17 protein-coding genes are annotated in these 16,058 nt (G+C 63.6%); 5 read left to right on the top strand and 12 right to left on the bottom strand.

Going from position 1 to position 16,058, the window contains the following annotated elements; all coding sequences use genetic code 11:
* Positions 1-187 precede the first annotated feature (187 nt).
* The 5 genes from IEX78_RS10830 to mftA all read right to left on the bottom strand — a co-directional run bounded on the left by IEX78_RS10830 (position 188) and on the right by mftA (position 7,294).
* Positions 188-1,543 carry a GAF domain-containing protein gene (locus IEX78_RS10830; protein ID WP_188828778.1) on the bottom strand — a complete coding sequence of 452 codons (1,356 nt, stop codon included), beginning with the start codon at positions 1,541-1,543 and terminating at the stop codon, positions 188-190.
* 105 nt (positions 1,544-1,648) lie between these two features.
* Complete coding sequence (locus IEX78_RS10835; protein ID WP_188828779.1) at positions 1,649-4,129, bottom strand: GMC family oxidoreductase N-terminal domain-containing protein; 2,481 nt, start codon at positions 4,127-4,129, stop codon at positions 1,649-1,651.
* Positions 4,130-4,182: 53 nt separating this feature from the next.
* Entirely contained in the window at positions 4,183-5,580 is a 1,398-nt protein-coding gene (gene mftF / locus IEX78_RS10840; protein ID WP_188828780.1) for a mycofactocin biosynthesis glycosyltransferase MftF, read from the bottom strand.
* 128 nt (positions 5,581-5,708) lie between these two features.
* The gene (gene mftC / locus IEX78_RS10845; RefSeq protein WP_188829517.1) at positions 5,709-7,181 is read right to left on the bottom strand and encodes a mycofactocin radical SAM maturase; all 1,473 of its coding nucleotides are present in this window, start codon (positions 7,179-7,181) and stop codon (positions 5,709-5,711) included.
* 2 nt (positions 7,182-7,183) lie between these two features.
* The gene (gene mftA / locus IEX78_RS10850; protein WP_188828781.1) at positions 7,184-7,294 is read right to left on the bottom strand and encodes a mycofactocin precursor MftA; all 111 of its coding nucleotides are present in this window, start codon (positions 7,292-7,294) and stop codon (positions 7,184-7,186) included.
* Between the two features lie 178 nt (positions 7,295-7,472).
* Between mftA and mftR2 the strand changes: the two genes are divergently transcribed.
* Positions 7,473-8,114, top strand: coding sequence for a mycofactocin system transcriptional regulator MftR2 (gene mftR2, locus IEX78_RS10855; RefSeq protein WP_229683874.1), 642 nt, complete (start codon positions 7,473-7,475; stop codon positions 8,112-8,114).
* A gap of 43 nt (positions 8,115-8,157) precedes the next feature.
* Entirely contained in the window at positions 8,158-9,210 is a 1,053-nt protein-coding gene (locus tag IEX78_RS10860) for a ferredoxin--NADP reductase (RefSeq protein ID WP_188828782.1), read from the top strand.
* Here the strand turns inward: IEX78_RS10860 and IEX78_RS10865 are convergent.
* The 3 genes from IEX78_RS10865 to IEX78_RS10875 all read right to left on the bottom strand — a co-directional run bounded on the left by IEX78_RS10865 (position 9,207) and on the right by IEX78_RS10875 (position 12,153).
* Complete coding sequence (locus IEX78_RS10865) at positions 9,207-9,941, bottom strand: DNA alkylation repair protein (protein ID WP_188829519.1); 735 nt, start codon at positions 9,939-9,941, stop codon at positions 9,207-9,209. The two genes, IEX78_RS10860 and IEX78_RS10865, sit on opposite strands and share 4 nt — an antisense overlap.
* A gap of 121 nt (positions 9,942-10,062) precedes the next feature.
* On the bottom strand, positions 10,063-10,827 hold the full coding sequence (locus tag IEX78_RS10870; protein WP_188828783.1) for a glutamate racemase: 765 nt from the start codon (positions 10,825-10,827) through the stop codon (positions 10,063-10,065).
* A 132-nt stretch (positions 10,828-10,959) separates the two neighbouring features.
* Complete coding sequence (locus IEX78_RS10875; RefSeq protein WP_188828784.1) at positions 10,960-12,153, bottom strand: NAD(P)/FAD-dependent oxidoreductase; 1,194 nt, start codon at positions 12,151-12,153, stop codon at positions 10,960-10,962.
* A gap of 147 nt (positions 12,154-12,300) precedes the next feature.
* Here IEX78_RS10875 and IEX78_RS10880 point away from each other — a divergent pair, with 147 nt between their 5' ends.
* From IEX78_RS10880 to IEX78_RS10890, 3 genes are all read left to right on the top strand, one after another.
* Complete coding sequence (locus IEX78_RS10880) at positions 12,301-12,726, top strand: PPOX class F420-dependent oxidoreductase (RefSeq protein WP_188828785.1); 426 nt, start codon at positions 12,301-12,303, stop codon at positions 12,724-12,726.
* 57 nt (positions 12,727-12,783) lie between these two features.
* Positions 12,784-13,131: a nitroreductase/quinone reductase family protein gene (locus IEX78_RS10885; protein ID WP_188828786.1), complete on the top strand. Its 348-nt coding sequence runs from the start codon at positions 12,784-12,786 to the stop codon at positions 13,129-13,131.
* Positions 13,132-13,195: 64 nt separating this feature from the next.
* The gene (locus tag IEX78_RS10890; protein WP_188828787.1) at positions 13,196-13,534 is read left to right on the top strand and encodes a YbaB/EbfC family nucleoid-associated protein; all 339 of its coding nucleotides are present in this window, start codon (positions 13,196-13,198) and stop codon (positions 13,532-13,534) included.
* Here the strand turns inward: IEX78_RS10890 and IEX78_RS10895 are convergent.
* From IEX78_RS10895 to IEX78_RS10910, 4 genes are all read right to left on the bottom strand, one after another.
* Positions 13,531-13,872, bottom strand: a complete 342-nt coding sequence (locus IEX78_RS10895; protein WP_188828788.1) for a hypothetical protein — start codon at positions 13,870-13,872, stop codon at positions 13,531-13,533. The genes IEX78_RS10890 and IEX78_RS10895 overlap by 4 nt on opposite strands.
* Before the next feature lie 216 nt (positions 13,873-14,088).
* Positions 14,089-15,306 carry a DUF6973 domain-containing protein gene (locus tag IEX78_RS10900; RefSeq protein ID WP_188828789.1) on the bottom strand — a complete coding sequence of 406 codons (1,218 nt, stop codon included), beginning with the start codon at positions 15,304-15,306 and terminating at the stop codon, positions 14,089-14,091.
* A complete protein-coding gene (locus tag IEX78_RS10905; RefSeq protein WP_188828790.1) occupies positions 15,306-15,611 on the bottom strand; it encodes a type VII secretion target in 306 nt (101 codons plus the stop codon). Before IEX78_RS10905 ends, IEX78_RS10900 begins: the two co-directional genes overlap by 1 nt.
* Complete coding sequence (locus IEX78_RS10910; RefSeq protein ID WP_188828791.1) at positions 15,601-15,909, bottom strand: YbaB/EbfC family nucleoid-associated protein; 309 nt, start codon at positions 15,907-15,909, stop codon at positions 15,601-15,603. Before IEX78_RS10910 ends, IEX78_RS10905 begins: the two co-directional genes overlap by 11 nt.
* Positions 15,910-16,058 lie beyond the last annotated feature (149 nt).

Below are 16,058 nucleotides of genomic sequence, written 5' to 3' on the forward strand. Positions count from 1 at the left end.
CATCACATGGCTGCCCGCCACGCATTGAGGACAGTAGGCGCTCAGTTAATAAAAAGAAACTTTTTCCCCCAAAAACTTCGGACGAGCGTCCAGAAGGTTTTGAAACATTGCCGCAACCAGGGCACAAGTGTGGCTCACACCACGTTTCGGCGCGAGTTGTGACCTACCACACTTTCAGAACGTGACACTATTGGCCGAAACGTTGCATCTGCGTTGCATCCGCACCGAGGCGGCGGTCGAGCACCCGGATCTTGGCCTCGATCTGCGCATATAGGGGTGAATCGCGGTCGACGGCGGCCCGATATGCCGACCATGCGGCGGCGTCGTCGCGACCTTCTGCCGTCGATGTCCACTTGCGTAGGACCGTGCCGTCGCCGGAAGCGAGGACCGCGGTGCGTAAGCGCACGCGAAGCTCGTCGCGGATGTCGCAAATGCCCGGTGCGGTCGAGCGTGGCAGTGCCGGACCGGCGTACAAGCGTAATGCCGAATCAACATCACCGGAGTCGAGCGCGGCACGCAACGCCTCCACATCGGTTGCGACATGCACCCGCAGACGGTAAGGGCGCGACGCGAGCACCGACGCGCCAACAACCGACCGCAATCGCGACATCGCCGCGCGGATCGTTCCGTTGTCGAGGTCGGTGTCGTCGAGCAGGAGGGCGAGGTGGTCGGCACCAAGTCCCTCGGGATGTTCGGCGAGCAGCAACAGGATCTCGGCATGCCGTTGCGACACCTGCACGCGGTCGCCACCGATGCTGAGCTGCGGTTGGCCGAGACCCAGCACGTCAAGGCCCAGTCGCGCGGGTTCCTCATTCGGTGTTGGTTCAGGTTTTGCGCCGTGGCTCGCGCGCATCGCCCGCAAAACCAGGTCCATTTCGGCAGCCGTTGCCGCCGCCTTCACCAAAGCGAGGATTTCGGGCTTCGCCACCCGCATCCCGCCGGCAATCATCAGCACGCCAACAAGGCGGCCATCTGGCTCGTGAATCGGGGCTGCGGCACCGGTGATTTGGTGCATGCGATGCAGGAAATGCTCGGGGCCGTGAATCCACGTTGCGCGGCCCGTGCGCACGACAAGGCCAACCGCGTTGGTGCCGATCCGGCGTTCGGAAAGGTCGTCGCCTTCGCGCAAGCCGATGTCAGCGACGGCCGCGATCTGCTCGTCATTGCCATGAATGGAAAGCACGCGACCGAACTGGTCGGCGATCGTGACGATAAGTCCGGCATGCGCCGCGTCCTGGACCAGCAGTTTGTCGATCAGCGGCATCAACGTTGCGATGGGATGGGCGTCGCGATAGCGCGCGAGATCGGCACCACGCAAGCCGCGACCATCGATGGCATCGGAAGGATCGACGCCACCGCGCATGCTGCGTAACCACGATTCGAGAACCAGCGGACGCAGCAGACCGGCCAGCTGAGTCAGCTGTTCACCACCGGCACTGAGATAACCATGGGCCTGTGCGGCATAGGCTTCCAGAGCGCCGAGCTGCGCGCCCGACTCCGGTGCCTGCCGTGGGGGCCTCCCACCTGCAAGATTGCTGACCATTTGCCTTTCTTTCCCGCTACAAACTGTACCGGTCAGCTATTGGGCGAAACCCCAGAAGTGTGGGTTTGTCCGGCAGGTCACACAGTGTTATGAAACGTCAACCCGTCACATTCTGTGTTGATCAGCTATGCGTGCGGCGAGGGTCACGACGGTGGCATACGGACCGGTGCTCAACGGTACGGGGACGATCGAAAGGTCGGCTATCGACAGGCCATCGATCCCATAAACGCGACCGAACTCGTCGACGACGGCACGGGGATCATCTTCCGCGCCCATCCGACAGCTGCCTGCTAGGTGTTGGGATGCGGTCGTGGGGGCGATCGAGGTATGGAGGTTGGTGAGCGCGGCGATCGTTTCGCGCAGGGTGAGGGCGGGTTTCGCGGTGGAACGGTCGTCCGATTGTGCGAGTGGCGTTGCGCGTAGGTCGGTGGTTTGCGCGCTGGGGTCGTGGTCATGCGTGGTTGGTGCGGTGGCTTGAGCCGTGAGCGGATCGGTGGTTGGTCTAGGGCTCACGGGGCCGAGCGGGTCGTCGGCCGTTGTCGTGGATTCGCGGCCGTGCGCGGTTGGCCCAGCCGCCGGGGTCGTGATCGGATCGGCGGGTGATCCAGGGCCCACGGGACCGAGTAGGTCGGCGGCCGGTGTCGCGGATTCGCGGTCATGCGCGATGCGGAATGCGTGCGCGGGGGTGGTGGCTTCGGGGGCCTGGGTCGTAATCAGGCCAGCGGTTGGTCTGGTGCGAAGAGTGGTGAGGAGGTCGGCGGTCCATTCGATGGCGTCACGCAGGGATTCGCGGTCGGCGGCGCTCGTGAAGGTGTTGCGGTGGATGCGTGCCGGGGTGGCGGGGTCCGCCGAGGTAAGGGTGAGCTGGTCGTAAGTAGTTGGGCGCATGAGGGCTAGGCCGATGCGGTGGTAGCCGGGTCGCCAGGTGGTTGGGGTGTAGGGGCGGACCTCAATGCCGTTGAGGTGGGCGAGGTATTCGAGGATGGGCGCGCTGTCGTGGGTCGGCCCCGCGTTCTCGGCCTTTGTCGCGTTATTCGTCGGTCGGGCGCGCGGATGGGTTCTCGCATCCCCGAGCGTGGTTGATGCCGGGACTTCGACGCCGATCTCGGGATGGTCAGTGCAGAATTGACCGACGGGAGCAGGCTGAATTACCGGGACGCCGAGCGACCGAATGAGGTTTTCGGGGCCAATCCCTGAGCGGATCAGTAGGGCCGCCGACTCGATCGCACCAGCGCTGAGGATCACCCGGTCGGCGTAAGTGACACCCCTTTCCCGTCCGCGCGCCCACTCGACCCCGATCACTTTGCGTCCGCGAAGGATGAGCCTGGTTACTCCCGTGTGCCCGTAAACGCGCAGGTTGGGGCGGGTGAGCGCCGGATACAGATGCGTGAGCGCTGGCCCAGCGCGTTTCCCGTTCTCGATCGCGAGTGGAACTGGCCCAAACCGGTTGGCGGGGGGAACCGACGCGGGCGTGCCGTGGTCGGCGTGTGCATCGAAGGTTGCGCGAGTGTGCCTCGAACGACCGGCGTCCACCCGCAGCGGCGGCCCCGTCGTAGGTGACGCGTCGAGCCCGTCGGCTGGCGACCAATCCTCCGCGTCCCCCGCCCGCGCGGCGTTGGGGCCCATATGCAACGGACGCCCTGCCGCCGCCAGCGGGTCGAGCCCATCGACTGGCGGCCAGCTCCCCGCGCCGACCGTCCGCGAGGCATCGAGGTCACGTGGCAGCGGAGGCCATGGGCTGGCTGGCGCATCGAGCCCGTGGGCTAGTGTCGAATTCCCGGCGTCGACCATCGATGCGGCATTGAGGTCAAGCGACCGGGCCTGCCCTGCCTTAGCTGACGTGTCCAGCCGATCGGCTGGCGGCCAATCCTCGGCGTTCCCCGCCCGCGCAGCGTTGGGGCCCAGGTGCGACGGACGCGCTGTCGTAGCGGGCATGCCGAGCCCATCGGCTGGCGACCAACCCTCTGCGTCCCCCGCCCGCTCGGCGTTGGGGCCCAGGTGCGACGGACGCCCTGCCGTCGCCGGCGCGTCGAACCCATCAGCTGGTGGCCAGTTCCCCGTGGCGGCTAACTGTGCGGCGTTGAGGTCGGGGTCCTCGCGAAGGCCCATCGCGCGACAGGCGGCGGCGAAACTCGTGGTGAACTCCGTTGGAGCTGCTGTGCGGCTCACCGGGATCGGGCCGGTCGAACCGTGACCGGGATGCGTTCCGAAGTCCAGGTCGCGTTCGATGCGTGCGTAATACGGCAGCATCGCGGCGTAACTCCAGCGCGGGCCCGCGATCGCTTCCCATTCGGCGAAGTCTGCGGGGGTGGCACGGACGAACGCGCTGCCGTTAATCGCACCCGAACCGCCGACGACGTGTCCGCGCAGCACGCCATCGGCATAGCGCTTGACCACTGCTGACTCAGGACCGAGGGGAAGGTGCGCGGGGTCGAGCAGGTGTGCGGGTATGTCGGCGGGGCGCGCCCATACTTGCCCGGCTTCGAGCATGACAACTTCATGGTCGGGGTTGGCGCTCAGTTCAGCGGCCAGTACGCACCCGGCGGACCCGGCACCAACGATTAGCGTGTTGCATCCAGATGTCACGAATGTGCCCCTCCCCCAATTGTTTTCGTTCCGCTGAGCCCCCGGACTTCCGCTTACCCCTGCCGCACCTGCGGCTTCAACGCCGCGAAACTCCGCGCACGCCAAGCACCAATCCACAACCCCGACCCATACGCCAAGTCGTCGAGACGTTTAAAAGCCACGTAGCGCACCGGATCCAACCCGCCCGAATCGCGGTGCGTAAACCAGTCCGCGACTCCATCGGCCAACGCCATCGCCAACGCGATATGCCTAATGCGCCTCGACAACATCACCGCGAGCAACGTGACCGGCCAATAGTCTCGGCAGGTTGCCGAAGCCAATCGCCATAGTCCGGCGAAGAATCCGCGTGCCAAATACACCGCCGCTACTCGCGTCGGATTGTCGAGTTCAGTGAAAGCCCGACGCAACCGCACCAACGCCGTCGCCAAAGTGACGAGCCCGCCGAGCACTCCCCACCGCGACAGCGTCGCGAAGAGCAACGTGGCCAACACCGTCCACGTTGGCACGGAGAGCGGCGTAACCAGCCCCTGATGCCGCTTACCTAACGGCGCTGCCCCGGTCCCATAAAACAGCTTTCGCCCAAACCAAGCCCGAAACGCGACGCGATGATCGTGCGCGACGTGCGCGGCAGGCTCATACCGCAGCCGCCACCCTGCCCCATCCATGCGCCAGCACAGGTCGACATCCTCGGCCACCTGCATTGACTCGTCGAACCCACCAACATCAAGCAGCGCACTGCGCCGAGCGAGCAGCGCAGCGCTCGGCACATAGGACACCGTCCCGCGCGCGTGCACCGCCGCTTCCCTACGACCGAGGTCGAGCGACGAACGCGTGTGCTCATAGCGCGCGAGCGCATTCGACTCAGAATCGAGCGCGATGATGCGCGGCGCGACGAGCGCCACCTGCGGGTCGCTGAAATGGCCGAGCATCACTTCAAGCCAACCCGTACGCGGAACCACATCGGAATCTAGGAACGCAACGAATTCTGTTGTCGCAGCATGTAATCCAGCATTGCGCGCCGCAGCTGGCCCAAGCGGTGTTTCGTGCCGCAACACCGTGATCTGCCCGCGCCCAGGCCGCGAGGGGACGCGAACCGGCTCGTCGGAACCGTCGTCGACCACGATCACGTTGTGCGCGCGCAAGCTCCCAAGCAGTCGTAGTAATCCATCAGCATTGTTGTAAAGCGGGACAACGATGGTGACGTCTTCAATCGAAGGCAACAACTGCGGTCGCGGGTTTGCCACCCCCGAATCGAGCAGCCTGCGTGCCACCATCGCCGACTTCGGATCAGTGACTTCCAGATACCCATCGCCGATGAGTTCAGCAGCTTCGGGAGCCAGGCGCAGCATCCGTGCAGGCGACCCGCCAATCAGGATTCGTCCACCGGAAAATGCGCGCACCCGAGGGTCGATTCGTACCCCGAAGCCGTCGGGCAGACGATCATGGCGCATTCCTCGCATGCTAGGCCCCACTGCGGTCGCTGACTCCATCACCCCAGAAAAAAGGAGGAAAATCCCCCTGAATTGACCGCCCTACGGTGCGCCGACGCGCCAAAATCGGAGCGCCAGCGCACTTTCGGTTACCCCACCGGACTCTGTTCACACGCCCGCGCTGGCGGCTTGCGAACCGACAGCGGAAGCGCCACTCGCGCCCGCGCCGAAACCGGTCGTGAATGGTCGACTGCCGCACGCGGAATGGTGCGGCCCGGAGCCGAAAGCGCGGCCTCGCCGTAGCCCTGTACGCATTCCGGGTCGGGCCCGTCGGCAGGCAGGCCCGTGAAGAACTTCGCCGCCATGCACCCACCACGACACGAGTCGTAATGCGCGCACGAATTGCACGCGCCGCCATCAACGGGTTCGCGCAGTTCGGCGAAGAGCGCGGACTGCTCCCACACCTCGGCGAAGCCGCCGTCGGCGACGATGTTCCCAGCCTTGAACTTGTCGTGAATCGCGAACGGGCACGCGTACACGTCGCCAACCGGGTCGACAAGGCACACCACTCGACCCGCGCCACACATGTTGAGCCCCGGCAGTGCGGAACCAAACGCGGACAAGTGGAAGAACGAGTCGCCAGTCAGCACGCCTTCGCCATTGCGCACGAGCCAGTCGTAAAGCTCGCGTTGCTGCTCGGGAAGCGGGTGCAGTTCGTCCCACACGTCCGCACCGCGACCCGACGGCCGCAACCGGGTAAGCCGCAGCGTGGCACCATACCGGTCGGCGATGGCCTTGAACTCGTCGAGCTGAGCGATGTTGTGCCGAGTGGCGACGACCGACAGCTTCGCGTCGGTGAACCCCGCGTTCGCCAGGTTTTCCAGTGCGCGAATGGCGGTGTCGAACGAACCGGGACCACGTACCGCGTCGTTCACCTCAGGCGTTGCGCCGTCGATCGAGATCTGCACATCGACGTAGTCGCTAGCCGCCAGCCGCTGCGCCACCTCGGGAGTGATGCGAACTCCGTTGGTTGAGAACTTGACTCCCACGTTGTGGGCCGTTGCGTAGTCGACCAACTCCCAGAAATCGGGACGCACCGTCGGCTCACCGCCGCCGATGTTGACGTAGAAGATCTGCATGCGCTCGAACTCATCAATGAGCGCCTTGCACTGTTCGGTGCTGAGTTCACGCGGATCACGCCGGCCCGACGACGAAAGACAGTGCACGCAAGCCAGATTGCACGCGTACGTGAGCTCCCACGTGAGGCAAATCGGTGCGGCCAAACCTGATTCGAACCGGTCGATGAGTCGACCACCCTGCACCGCGTCGCGGGGACCAGCCAACGGCTCGACCGGCGCGGACATCGGCGCGCTCGACGGCACGATCATGTCGGTGTCGGCCAGCTGCGCCAGTGCCTTCGCGAAGTCGTCACCTAAGCCATTGGCGCGCAATGCCTCTCGCGCCGACACATGCGACGGCAACGCCCGCACCACATCGACTAGCTCGCGATTCTTGAGGAACGAGAGCTTGCGCGTGCCGAAGTGATAGAGCAGCGCACCAAAAGACTCGGGCCGCAACGCCACTCGGGGGTGCAGCTGCCAGCGAGCATCAAGGTCGAGCATGGCTAGTACACGCCGCACATGCCGTCGATGCTGACCTCTTCGATCAGCGTCTCGGTAACCAGTTCCGCCTCAGCGATATCGGAGCCATCTGCGGTGCCGTTGCGTTCATTCATGACTGCCTCCTCATGTGTTGCCGGTCACGTAGAACTTTAACGTCAGGGACTGACAAAAAGAAGAGGTTTCGGCAAATTCGCTGCTCGGACGAACACCACCCCTCCATTCCCACAGCCGCTCTAGACTTTCCGGGGCAGGACGGCGACGGGCCAGGCGGGCCCAGGCGGTAGAGGTGACATGGGAGTGGTCGGGCGGATGCAGTCGAATAGCGCCAGCAGCACATTGTCGGAGGCAGAGATCGTCGAAGCGGCGCTGCGCGTTGTTCGCGAAGACGGAGTCGAGAAACTGTCGATGCGCAGGCTTTCGCGCGAGCTCGGCGTCTCCCCGATGGCGCCCTACTACTACGTGGCGGACAAACGCGAGTTACTTGATCTTGTCGCGAGCGCGGCGCTGATCGGCGTGCGCAAACCGGCGCCCGAGTCGGGTCCGTGGCAGGAACGGCTGCGTGAACTCATCGATCAGATTGACGATAAACTGCGACGGCACCCCGGCCTTGGCGACATTTTGCTTGAGCGGATGTTCGGCAAGCAGCTCGACCTGATCGACGCGGTGATGGAGATCCTGTTCGACGCGGGGTTTAGCGAGCGCAACGTGCTTTCTGCGTACGCGACCATCCACACCTACCTGTTCGGCCGCAGCCGGGTGAACCCGCGCGAGCGGAGCGCGCCCGCCGATGTGCGCCTTCCCGAGGCGGTGTCGCGGGCCACGAAGTACCTTGCTGACCTGCGCGGGGCATATGCCTATGACTTCGGGATGGAGGTCATGGTCGCGGGACTTGAAGCACAGCTTGCCCTGCAAGCGCGGCCAGAACTATCCTAAAACTGAAACACGTTCTAATTTTGCCCCTGCTCGAAAGGACGCCATGACCACAGAGGTTCCGCACGGTAGCCGTTCCGTCGTGCTGCGCGTTGCCGAGGTGATCGCCGAAACGGGCGACGCCCACTCACTGGTCTTCGATGTGCCCGCCGAGCTGCGCGACCGTTTCAGCTACTCCCCCGGCCAGTTCCTCACCATTCGGGTGCCAAGCGAGCAGACCGGGTCCGTCGCGCGCTGCTACTCGCTCGCCAGCTCGCCGTTCACCGACGACGCACCCAAGGTGACCGTGAAGCGCACCGAGGGCGGCTACGGCTCCAACTGGCTTTGCGACAATGTGACCGCGGGCGACGAGTTGGAAGTGCTGCCTCCTTCGGGCGTCTTTACCCCGCGCGATCTCGACGCTGACCTGCTGCTTTTCGGCGCGGGCAGCGGGATCACGCCGGTGATGTCGATTCTCAAGTCGGCGCTGTCGCAGGGCACGGGCAAGGTGGTGCTCGTTTACGCCAACCGCGACGTTGCATCGGTGATTTTCGCCGCTGAACTGCGTGAACTCGTCGGCAAGTTCCCGCAGCGCCTGACCGTGCTGCACTGGCTTGAGCCGCTGCTCGGGCTGCCGTCGGCCGATATGGTCGCCACTCTTGTCGCGCCGTACGCGGGCTACGAGGCCTTCATGTGCGGGCCGAAGCCGTTCATGGACCTTGTACACGACGCGCTGGCCGCCCTCGACGTGCCGCGCGCGCGCACGCACGCCGAGGTGTTCAACTCGCTTTCCGGCGACCCGTTCGCCGACCACGAGGTTGTCGAGGTGACCGCCGCCGAAGCCGCCGACGCCGCGACCGTGGAAGTTGAACTCGACGGGCAACTGCACGAATTGGCTTGGCCGCGTAAGCAAACGCTCGTCGACATCATGCTCGACAAGGGCCTTGACGTGCCGTATTCGTGCCAGGAAGGCGAATGCGGTTCGTGCGCGTGCACGGTACTTGAAGGCAAGGTTGAGATGGCGCAATGCGACATCCTTGACCCTGAGGATATTGAGAATGGCTACATTCTCGGCTGCCAGGCGCGTCCAGTGACGGATCATCTGCGCATCCAGTTCTAACGTTTGGCTCGATAGACGGCACGCTCGGCAGGGTCGAGATGTTCGGTTGCGTAACTCAGTGCGGTGCGGCCCATTTCGGCCGCGTTCGCGTCGAGGAACTTCGCTAACTGTTCTTGATCGACCCGCTTGCCCACTTCACGAAGCATCCAGCCAACGGCCTTCTGGACGAGGTCGCGGCGGTCATCGATGAGCTGGGTAGCGAGCTCGAACGTGGTTGACGGGTCGCCCTTTTTGATAAACGCGAAGGTCGACAACAGCGCGACGCGACGGTCCCAGAGCGAATCCTGTTCCGCCAGTTCGAAAAGCAGGGTGCGCGGCTTGTCGAGCAGCCAGACGCCAATCACGTGTTCGGCTGATGCGTCGACTAGATCCCAGTTGTTGATGCGACCACGTTTGAGCGCGGCGAGATAGCGGTCGACGTTAACCTTCTGCGCCCGTTGGTCTTTCGCTTGCACGGCCCGTTTCTGCTGTGCGTTGAGGATGAGCAGCGCGGCAAGGCGGTGCTCATGAATGGGGCTGTCGAGCAGCTCGTCTACCTCGGCAGGCGGCAGTTCGGTGAAATCACGAACAACCTCACGTGTGGCGGGCACGCGCACGCCGATGAACTCGTCGCCCTCGCCGTACTCACCCTCCCCGGTTTTGAAGAACCGCTGGAGGTTGTGGGCATCGGTGGAATTGGCACGTTTGGCGAGCGCATTGCGAACTTGCGCTGCCGTAGGTTTGGGGTTGATCGCACACCTCCGAGATTTCGCAGGTCAGCTGGTATCTACGATTCAACACCAGGGGTACGACAAGTTTCGCAGTCGGAGATTTCGGGCACGCTGGTGGGTGCCGCGCCCCGCCCCGACCGGGTTAGTGCGCGAAAGCGCCGAGTAGTCGTCCCGGCGCGAAAGCTGCCGCGCTCGAAGGCAATTCGCCCGGTTTACCGCTGTTGCGCACCGCGACCGAGCCAGTCCCGGCCGTCGGGCGGCCAAGCCCTTCCATCTTGCGCACCGTCTGCGCGGCGACGGCCTGCGCGCTGTCGAAAAGCCGAACGCCAGCCGGCAGCGCGGCGACAATCGCGTCGATGACCAGCGGATAGTGCGTGCAGCCAAGGACAACGCCTTCAACGTCGGCAGGGGTGCGCGCGGCGGCGTCGGCGATGGATTCGCTGATCGCGGGGAGGTCGCCTCGGTCGATCGCGTCGGCAAGCCCGTGGCAGGCGACCCCGACAACTTTCGCGTCGCCTGCGAATCGGGCGATGAGGTCGGCTTGGTATCGACTCGCGGTGGTCGCGGCTGTGGCCCAGACCGCGATCGAATTGCATTGCGCGGCAGCAGGTTTGATTGCGGGAACCGTGCCGATCACCGGAACCCCGTCGCCTACCGCGGCGCGCACCTCGTCGAGGGCGGTGACGCTGGCCGTATTACACGGCAACACGATCACCTCGGCGCCGAGCTCAATGGCCTGCTGAGCGGTGGAGACGACCCGCTCGACAACCCAATCCTCGGGCTTGGGGCCCCACGGCGCGCCTTCTGGATCGAGCAGGAGCAACAGGTCGACTTCAGGCCGCGATTGGCGCAACCAAGCAGCCGTAGGCAGCATGCCGAGGCCGGAATCGATGAGCGCGACGATCACCGCTCCACCGTATTACACGCAACGACGGCGAGACGAAGCCGCTAGCCGACCTGGACACGTGATCATCAGGCTCTCAGGTAAATAAACGTCGAGTGGAAAAATCCCTGAGAGCCTGATGATCTTGATTAATCGCTAGGCGTTCGTCAGGAGTTCGGCCACCTGGGTCGGGGTTGCCAGTTTCGCGCGCAGCTTCATGACCTGCGCGGTCATACCGGCGCCGAGAACCGCCGTCAGAACGCCGTCACGCGAGTAGTACGCGAGGAACTTGCGGCCGTCGTCGGTGACAACCGTGACGTCATCGTCGGCCGATGGGGTGCCGAGGGCCTGGATTTTGAGGTCGTACTGGTCGCTCCACAGGTACGGGACGCCGCGCGCGATGGGGGCCGCACCGCCGACCAGGGCCGTGACCAGCAGTTTCGCCTGCTCGCCCGCGCTCGTCCAATGCTCGACGCGCTTCTGGGCGCCGGAGGGATGCTGCCATGCGGCGACGTCACCGACGGCCCACACACCGTCGACGCTGGTGCGACCGGAAACGTCGGCGAGCACGCCACCCCCGTTCGCGGGCTCGGCGAGGTCGATACCGGAGTCGGTGAGCCACTCGGTGACCGGCACGGACCCGACGCCCAGGACCACCAGGTCAGCGGCGATTTCGGTCCCGTCGGTGAGGACCGCGCCGCGGACGCGGTCGTCTTCGACTACCAAGCTTTCGACGCCCACGCCCGTCCGCAGGTCGACGCCCTCGGCGCGATGTAGTCGCGCGACCAGCTCACCAACTTCCGCGCCGAGCACCGAGGCGAGCGGGGTGGGTTGCGGTTCGACGAGCGTCACGTCGACTCCGGCCGCGCGGAAGCTCGCGGCCAGCTCGCAGCCGATGAAGCCCGCGCCGATGATCAGGGCGCGGGTCGCGGTCGCGAGTTCGGTGCGCAGGGCTTCGGCGTCGGTGTGCGCGCGCAGCACGTGCACGCCGGGAACCAGCGGCAGGCTGGGCAATGTGCGGGGGCGCAGGCCCGTCGCGATGATGAGTTGGTCGTAGGCGAGGGTGTCGCCATCAGCGAGGGTGAGCGTCTTCGCTGCGGTGTCCACGCTGGTCACCGCGTTGCCGACGCGCACATCGATGGCTTTTTCGGCGAAGAACTCGGCGGGGCGCAAGGTGGTGTCGTCGGTTTCGCCGCGCACGAACTGCTTCGACAGCGGTGGGCGGTCGTAGGGCAGGCGTGGCTCGTCGCCGACCAGCACGACGTCGCCTTCGTAGCCAGCACGCCGCAGTTCCTCAGCGGTCCGCAATCCGGCCAACCCGGCTCCGACAATGACGATGGGCGCGCTCATAGCTCAATCCTTCTGCCGTATAACGAGCCTGACCGGCCCTTGTTGTTTGTACCAGCCGGAAGCCCGCTCTGTCCGATGTCTGCGAACCGGCATAAATCGGCGCGAGGCGGAGTTACTGCGTGAAGACCTCAATCGCCTAGGAGAACTATGTCCGAGTTCGATCCGCGCACGTTGCTCGCTACCGCCAAACTGGGCATCCTCGCCACGATCAAGCGCACCGGAATGCCGCAACTTTCCCCGGTCACGCACTATTACGACCTCGAATCCGAGACCATTTATGTCTCGATGACCGAGGGTCGCGCGAAAGTGGCAAACCTGCGTCGCGATCCGCGAGCCGCACTTGAAGCGACCGCGCCTGACGGTTGGTCGTGGGCCACCGCCGAAGGCAGCGCCACGCTGATCGGTCCGAGCACCGACCCAAACGGCCCCGAGGTTGAGGCGCTCGTCGATTACTACCGCGCCGCCGCTGGCGAGCACCCCGACTGGCAGGAGTACCGCGAAGTGATGGTCAGCGACCGCCGCGTGCTGTTAAAACTGTCCGTCGAGCGGGTGTACGGCGAGAGTTTGCGCTAGTCAATCACGCTGCGGCACAGGTAGATTCGCTAACAAACCGCAACGGAGGAGACACGCATGGCGAAGAAGTTCGGCGGACCGGTCGCAGAAGGCATTAACAAGGTGGTCGCGAAGCTCACCGAGCTGCCTGTCCTAAGCGGGCTGCTTGGCAAGGCTTTCGCCCAAATCACCTACACGGGGCGACGCTCCGGGCAAACGTTCACAACACCGGTGAATTACCGGCGCAAAGGTGACAACTACTTGATCGGCGTCGCGATGCCGGACAAGAAGCAGTGGTGGCGCAACTTTTCGGGCGAAGGCGCACCGATCACCTTGCGTATCGACGGGAAAGACATTCCCGGGCATGCCACTTCCCGCAAGAATGAGAAGGGCGCGGTGACGGTACTGGTCACCCCGACGAAGTAAATCTCTTCGCGACATTGGTGGCGATGGGCAGCCTGCCGTCGATAGGCTGTCCATCGTGACCCAAATGGATGAACTCACCGCACAATTGGCGCCATTGCGCGGGATCGCACGGGCGGCCGACGGAAGTGTTTCGATTGAAACGGATGCCACCGGTGAGATTACTCGGCTCTATTTAGCGGATTATGCGATGGATGATGGGGCTGATCACCTCGCGGCGACGATCATCGACCGGCATCGAGTTGCGATGAATATCGTCGACGAACGGGCTGCGCAGGTTTTCGCTGCGTTTCAGCATAGGCGAGTCGAAACATCGACAGCCCCTTCGCCTTCCGCGTACGAGCGCGATGACGCGGATTCATCCGAAACCTTCACTTACGTCCCGTCTCATCTGCGACGGGATTAGGGTTGCTCGGCGAGCTTTAGGCAGGGCTCAACGCCAGGAACCTTCACCGGGACCAGCATGGTTTCTGGTGTGAGCACGCTGCTCCGAGTGACCGAGCTGTCGAATTCTTTGTCGGTGGGAAAAAGCCATCTGACCGCCTGAAGCGGTTTTCCACCCCGCGCGAATAAGTAGTACGCGGTTTGTGGCACATCGTCGTTGTAGCTTCGGGGCAGGTTCTTCCAGCAAACCTTTGTCCCGCCCAATCCCGCTTCTAACTCCGGGCCCTTAACTCCCGGCGTTGCTACCAGCATCTTGTCCCAATCGTCACGAAGCCCGGCCGCGCTAGTCACTTCGCGCATTGCGAGCGGTCCGTCGCTAAGGGCCAACGTCCGGACCGTCGCACGCAGACTTGTCACTTTGCCGAGTGGGGCATCGGTCGACTTGAAATCAAACGATGTGGGGCAATCGCCAGGTTTCGCAATTGGTCTGTCGGCCCCACAACCCGTGAGCGAAATTGCAGCGAGTAGCGCAGAGGCCACGACTGCCGCCCGACAACGTCGATTTTTGATGCTCACTTACTTCCTTCCGGGCAGTGGAATACCAACGCCTGCCGGGGGCCCAGTTACTTTCTGATCAGTACTCCTACTCCAGGTAATCTGCGTTTGTTCCGCTGGGAGCGGATCCCCGTTCGTGTCTTTTGCGGTAATCACAACGGCACGCCCACTTTCCACTTCCTGCCTGACGAGCGCCTGCAACTCTTCTGGGCTTGCGTTGGGATTTGCTGCACCGATCTTTCTGCCCAACTCATTGTTCCAAAGATCCATTGCTTCACGCTGCGGGTCATTGGCCGCTGACTTCTCGTGTGCGGTCGCGTAGGTTTGGGCCCAGTCCTCGCCGAACTTTTGCGTCATCATCGCATTCCAATACATGTGGCGGTACGCATCGCCTTGACCGTCAGCTCTGGTGCCTCGCGAGTATTCGTCAGCGGCGGCGTTGGCGACATCTGGCAACGTCAGCGCCTGACCAACCGCGCCGATGCCGTGAGTCGCATACAGCTTCTCCATCGCAGCGATCTCCTCTGCTGTCAGGAGAGACGGTGACTGGTTAACTCCTATCGCCTTAAGCGCGTCAGCGACGGCACCGACCGGCCAGAGCCTCGGCGCGTCTTTTGACGCATCGGTCTGATACTCGCGCAGAATACGCGCTAGTTCGGGATCGTTCGGCGTCGTCGTGACCGAAGTCTTAACCTGGTCCGTGAGCCCTTCGAGGTTCTTGACATATATCTCGGCACCTTCCTGATCAACGCGTTTGATCCACGTCAAAGCTGCCGAAATTAGATTCTGGTAACGGGTCATCCAGAACTCTTTAGCCGCGATCGCGCCAGCACCGAACGATCCATACTCGAGACCGGTCTCCCAGTTAGATTTTCGCGACTTCACCTGACCATCGTCAGTCACGTAAAGGTCCCAGACAGACTCTTCCGCTTCCTTCTTCTGCTCACGAATAATTTTGATATTGGAATCGAACTCCGCCACATACGTTCGCAGCGACGTAGCAAGCGCCTCAAGCACATCTGCTGATTTAAGGGTATCTATTTTGTCTGCTGCGCCACGTTGCCGCGAAGTATTGCCCGCCTCACTTGCGAAGTAGGCGGTCGATCGCTCGACCTTTCCGGCAGCGGCGATAGCTTCGGTGTCAATAGCCTTTGCCGTTTCCAGCATGATCCCGACACAGTCGCTGAGATAGTTGGTCTCCCAAGCCAGAACGACTGGGACCGTAAGCGGCTCTGGCATTAGCGACCCACCCGAGCGATGCTTGTTGCCGATGCAGAGTCGGTCTGCTCGATAGCAGTCGCTGCGGCGTCCAGAAAGTCCGCCTGTTCCGTCATTCGCTTGGCGTGATATCTGACGACGGAATCCATCCCTCTGAGCGACTCTTCTACCTTTGTCGCGAGATTGGAGTCGATCATCTTCTGCCGCGCCGCATCGCGCCCCAACTGAGCGATTGGCTGCTTGCCCGACAGCACTCCCGAATGCACTCGCAACTCTCGCGCCAAACTCCGCATTTCCGTTGGGTCAACATTGAATTCAGACACCACGCACCCCTTCAAACGTGTTCTCCGCTGTTTGCCGCGCATCGCGAAGCGCGGCCGAATGCCGTTCCCGCAGCAACCGGGCGAGCGCGCCCGGCCCGTGCTGATCCATCGCCCACTCGGCAATCCACAGGCTGGTGATGCGCCCGGTGAGGTCGGTTTCGATGCTCAGGCTGCCGTCGGCGGCGAACGCCGACCCGCGAATGGCGTCCATCTGCGCGTTGACCTGCTCAATGCGCGCTTCTTCGCTGGCGTCTGGCCGCCACTCCCCCGCCGACATCCACCCTCCGAGCGCCCGAGCCATCTATAGATGGCATAACTACGACGCCGAGAATGATGCCATCTATACATGTCATGCGCCAGAGGCTCATTCAACGCAGGGCGCAACGTCGGGCTTCGTCGCGAGCTCGACACAATGCCATCTATAGATGGTCGACGCGAACGCGATCGGTC

Source organism: Nocardia camponoti (assembly GCF_014646135.1).
Classification (GTDB): Bacteria; Actinomycetota; Actinomycetes; order Mycobacteriales; family Mycobacteriaceae; genus Nocardia; species Nocardia camponoti.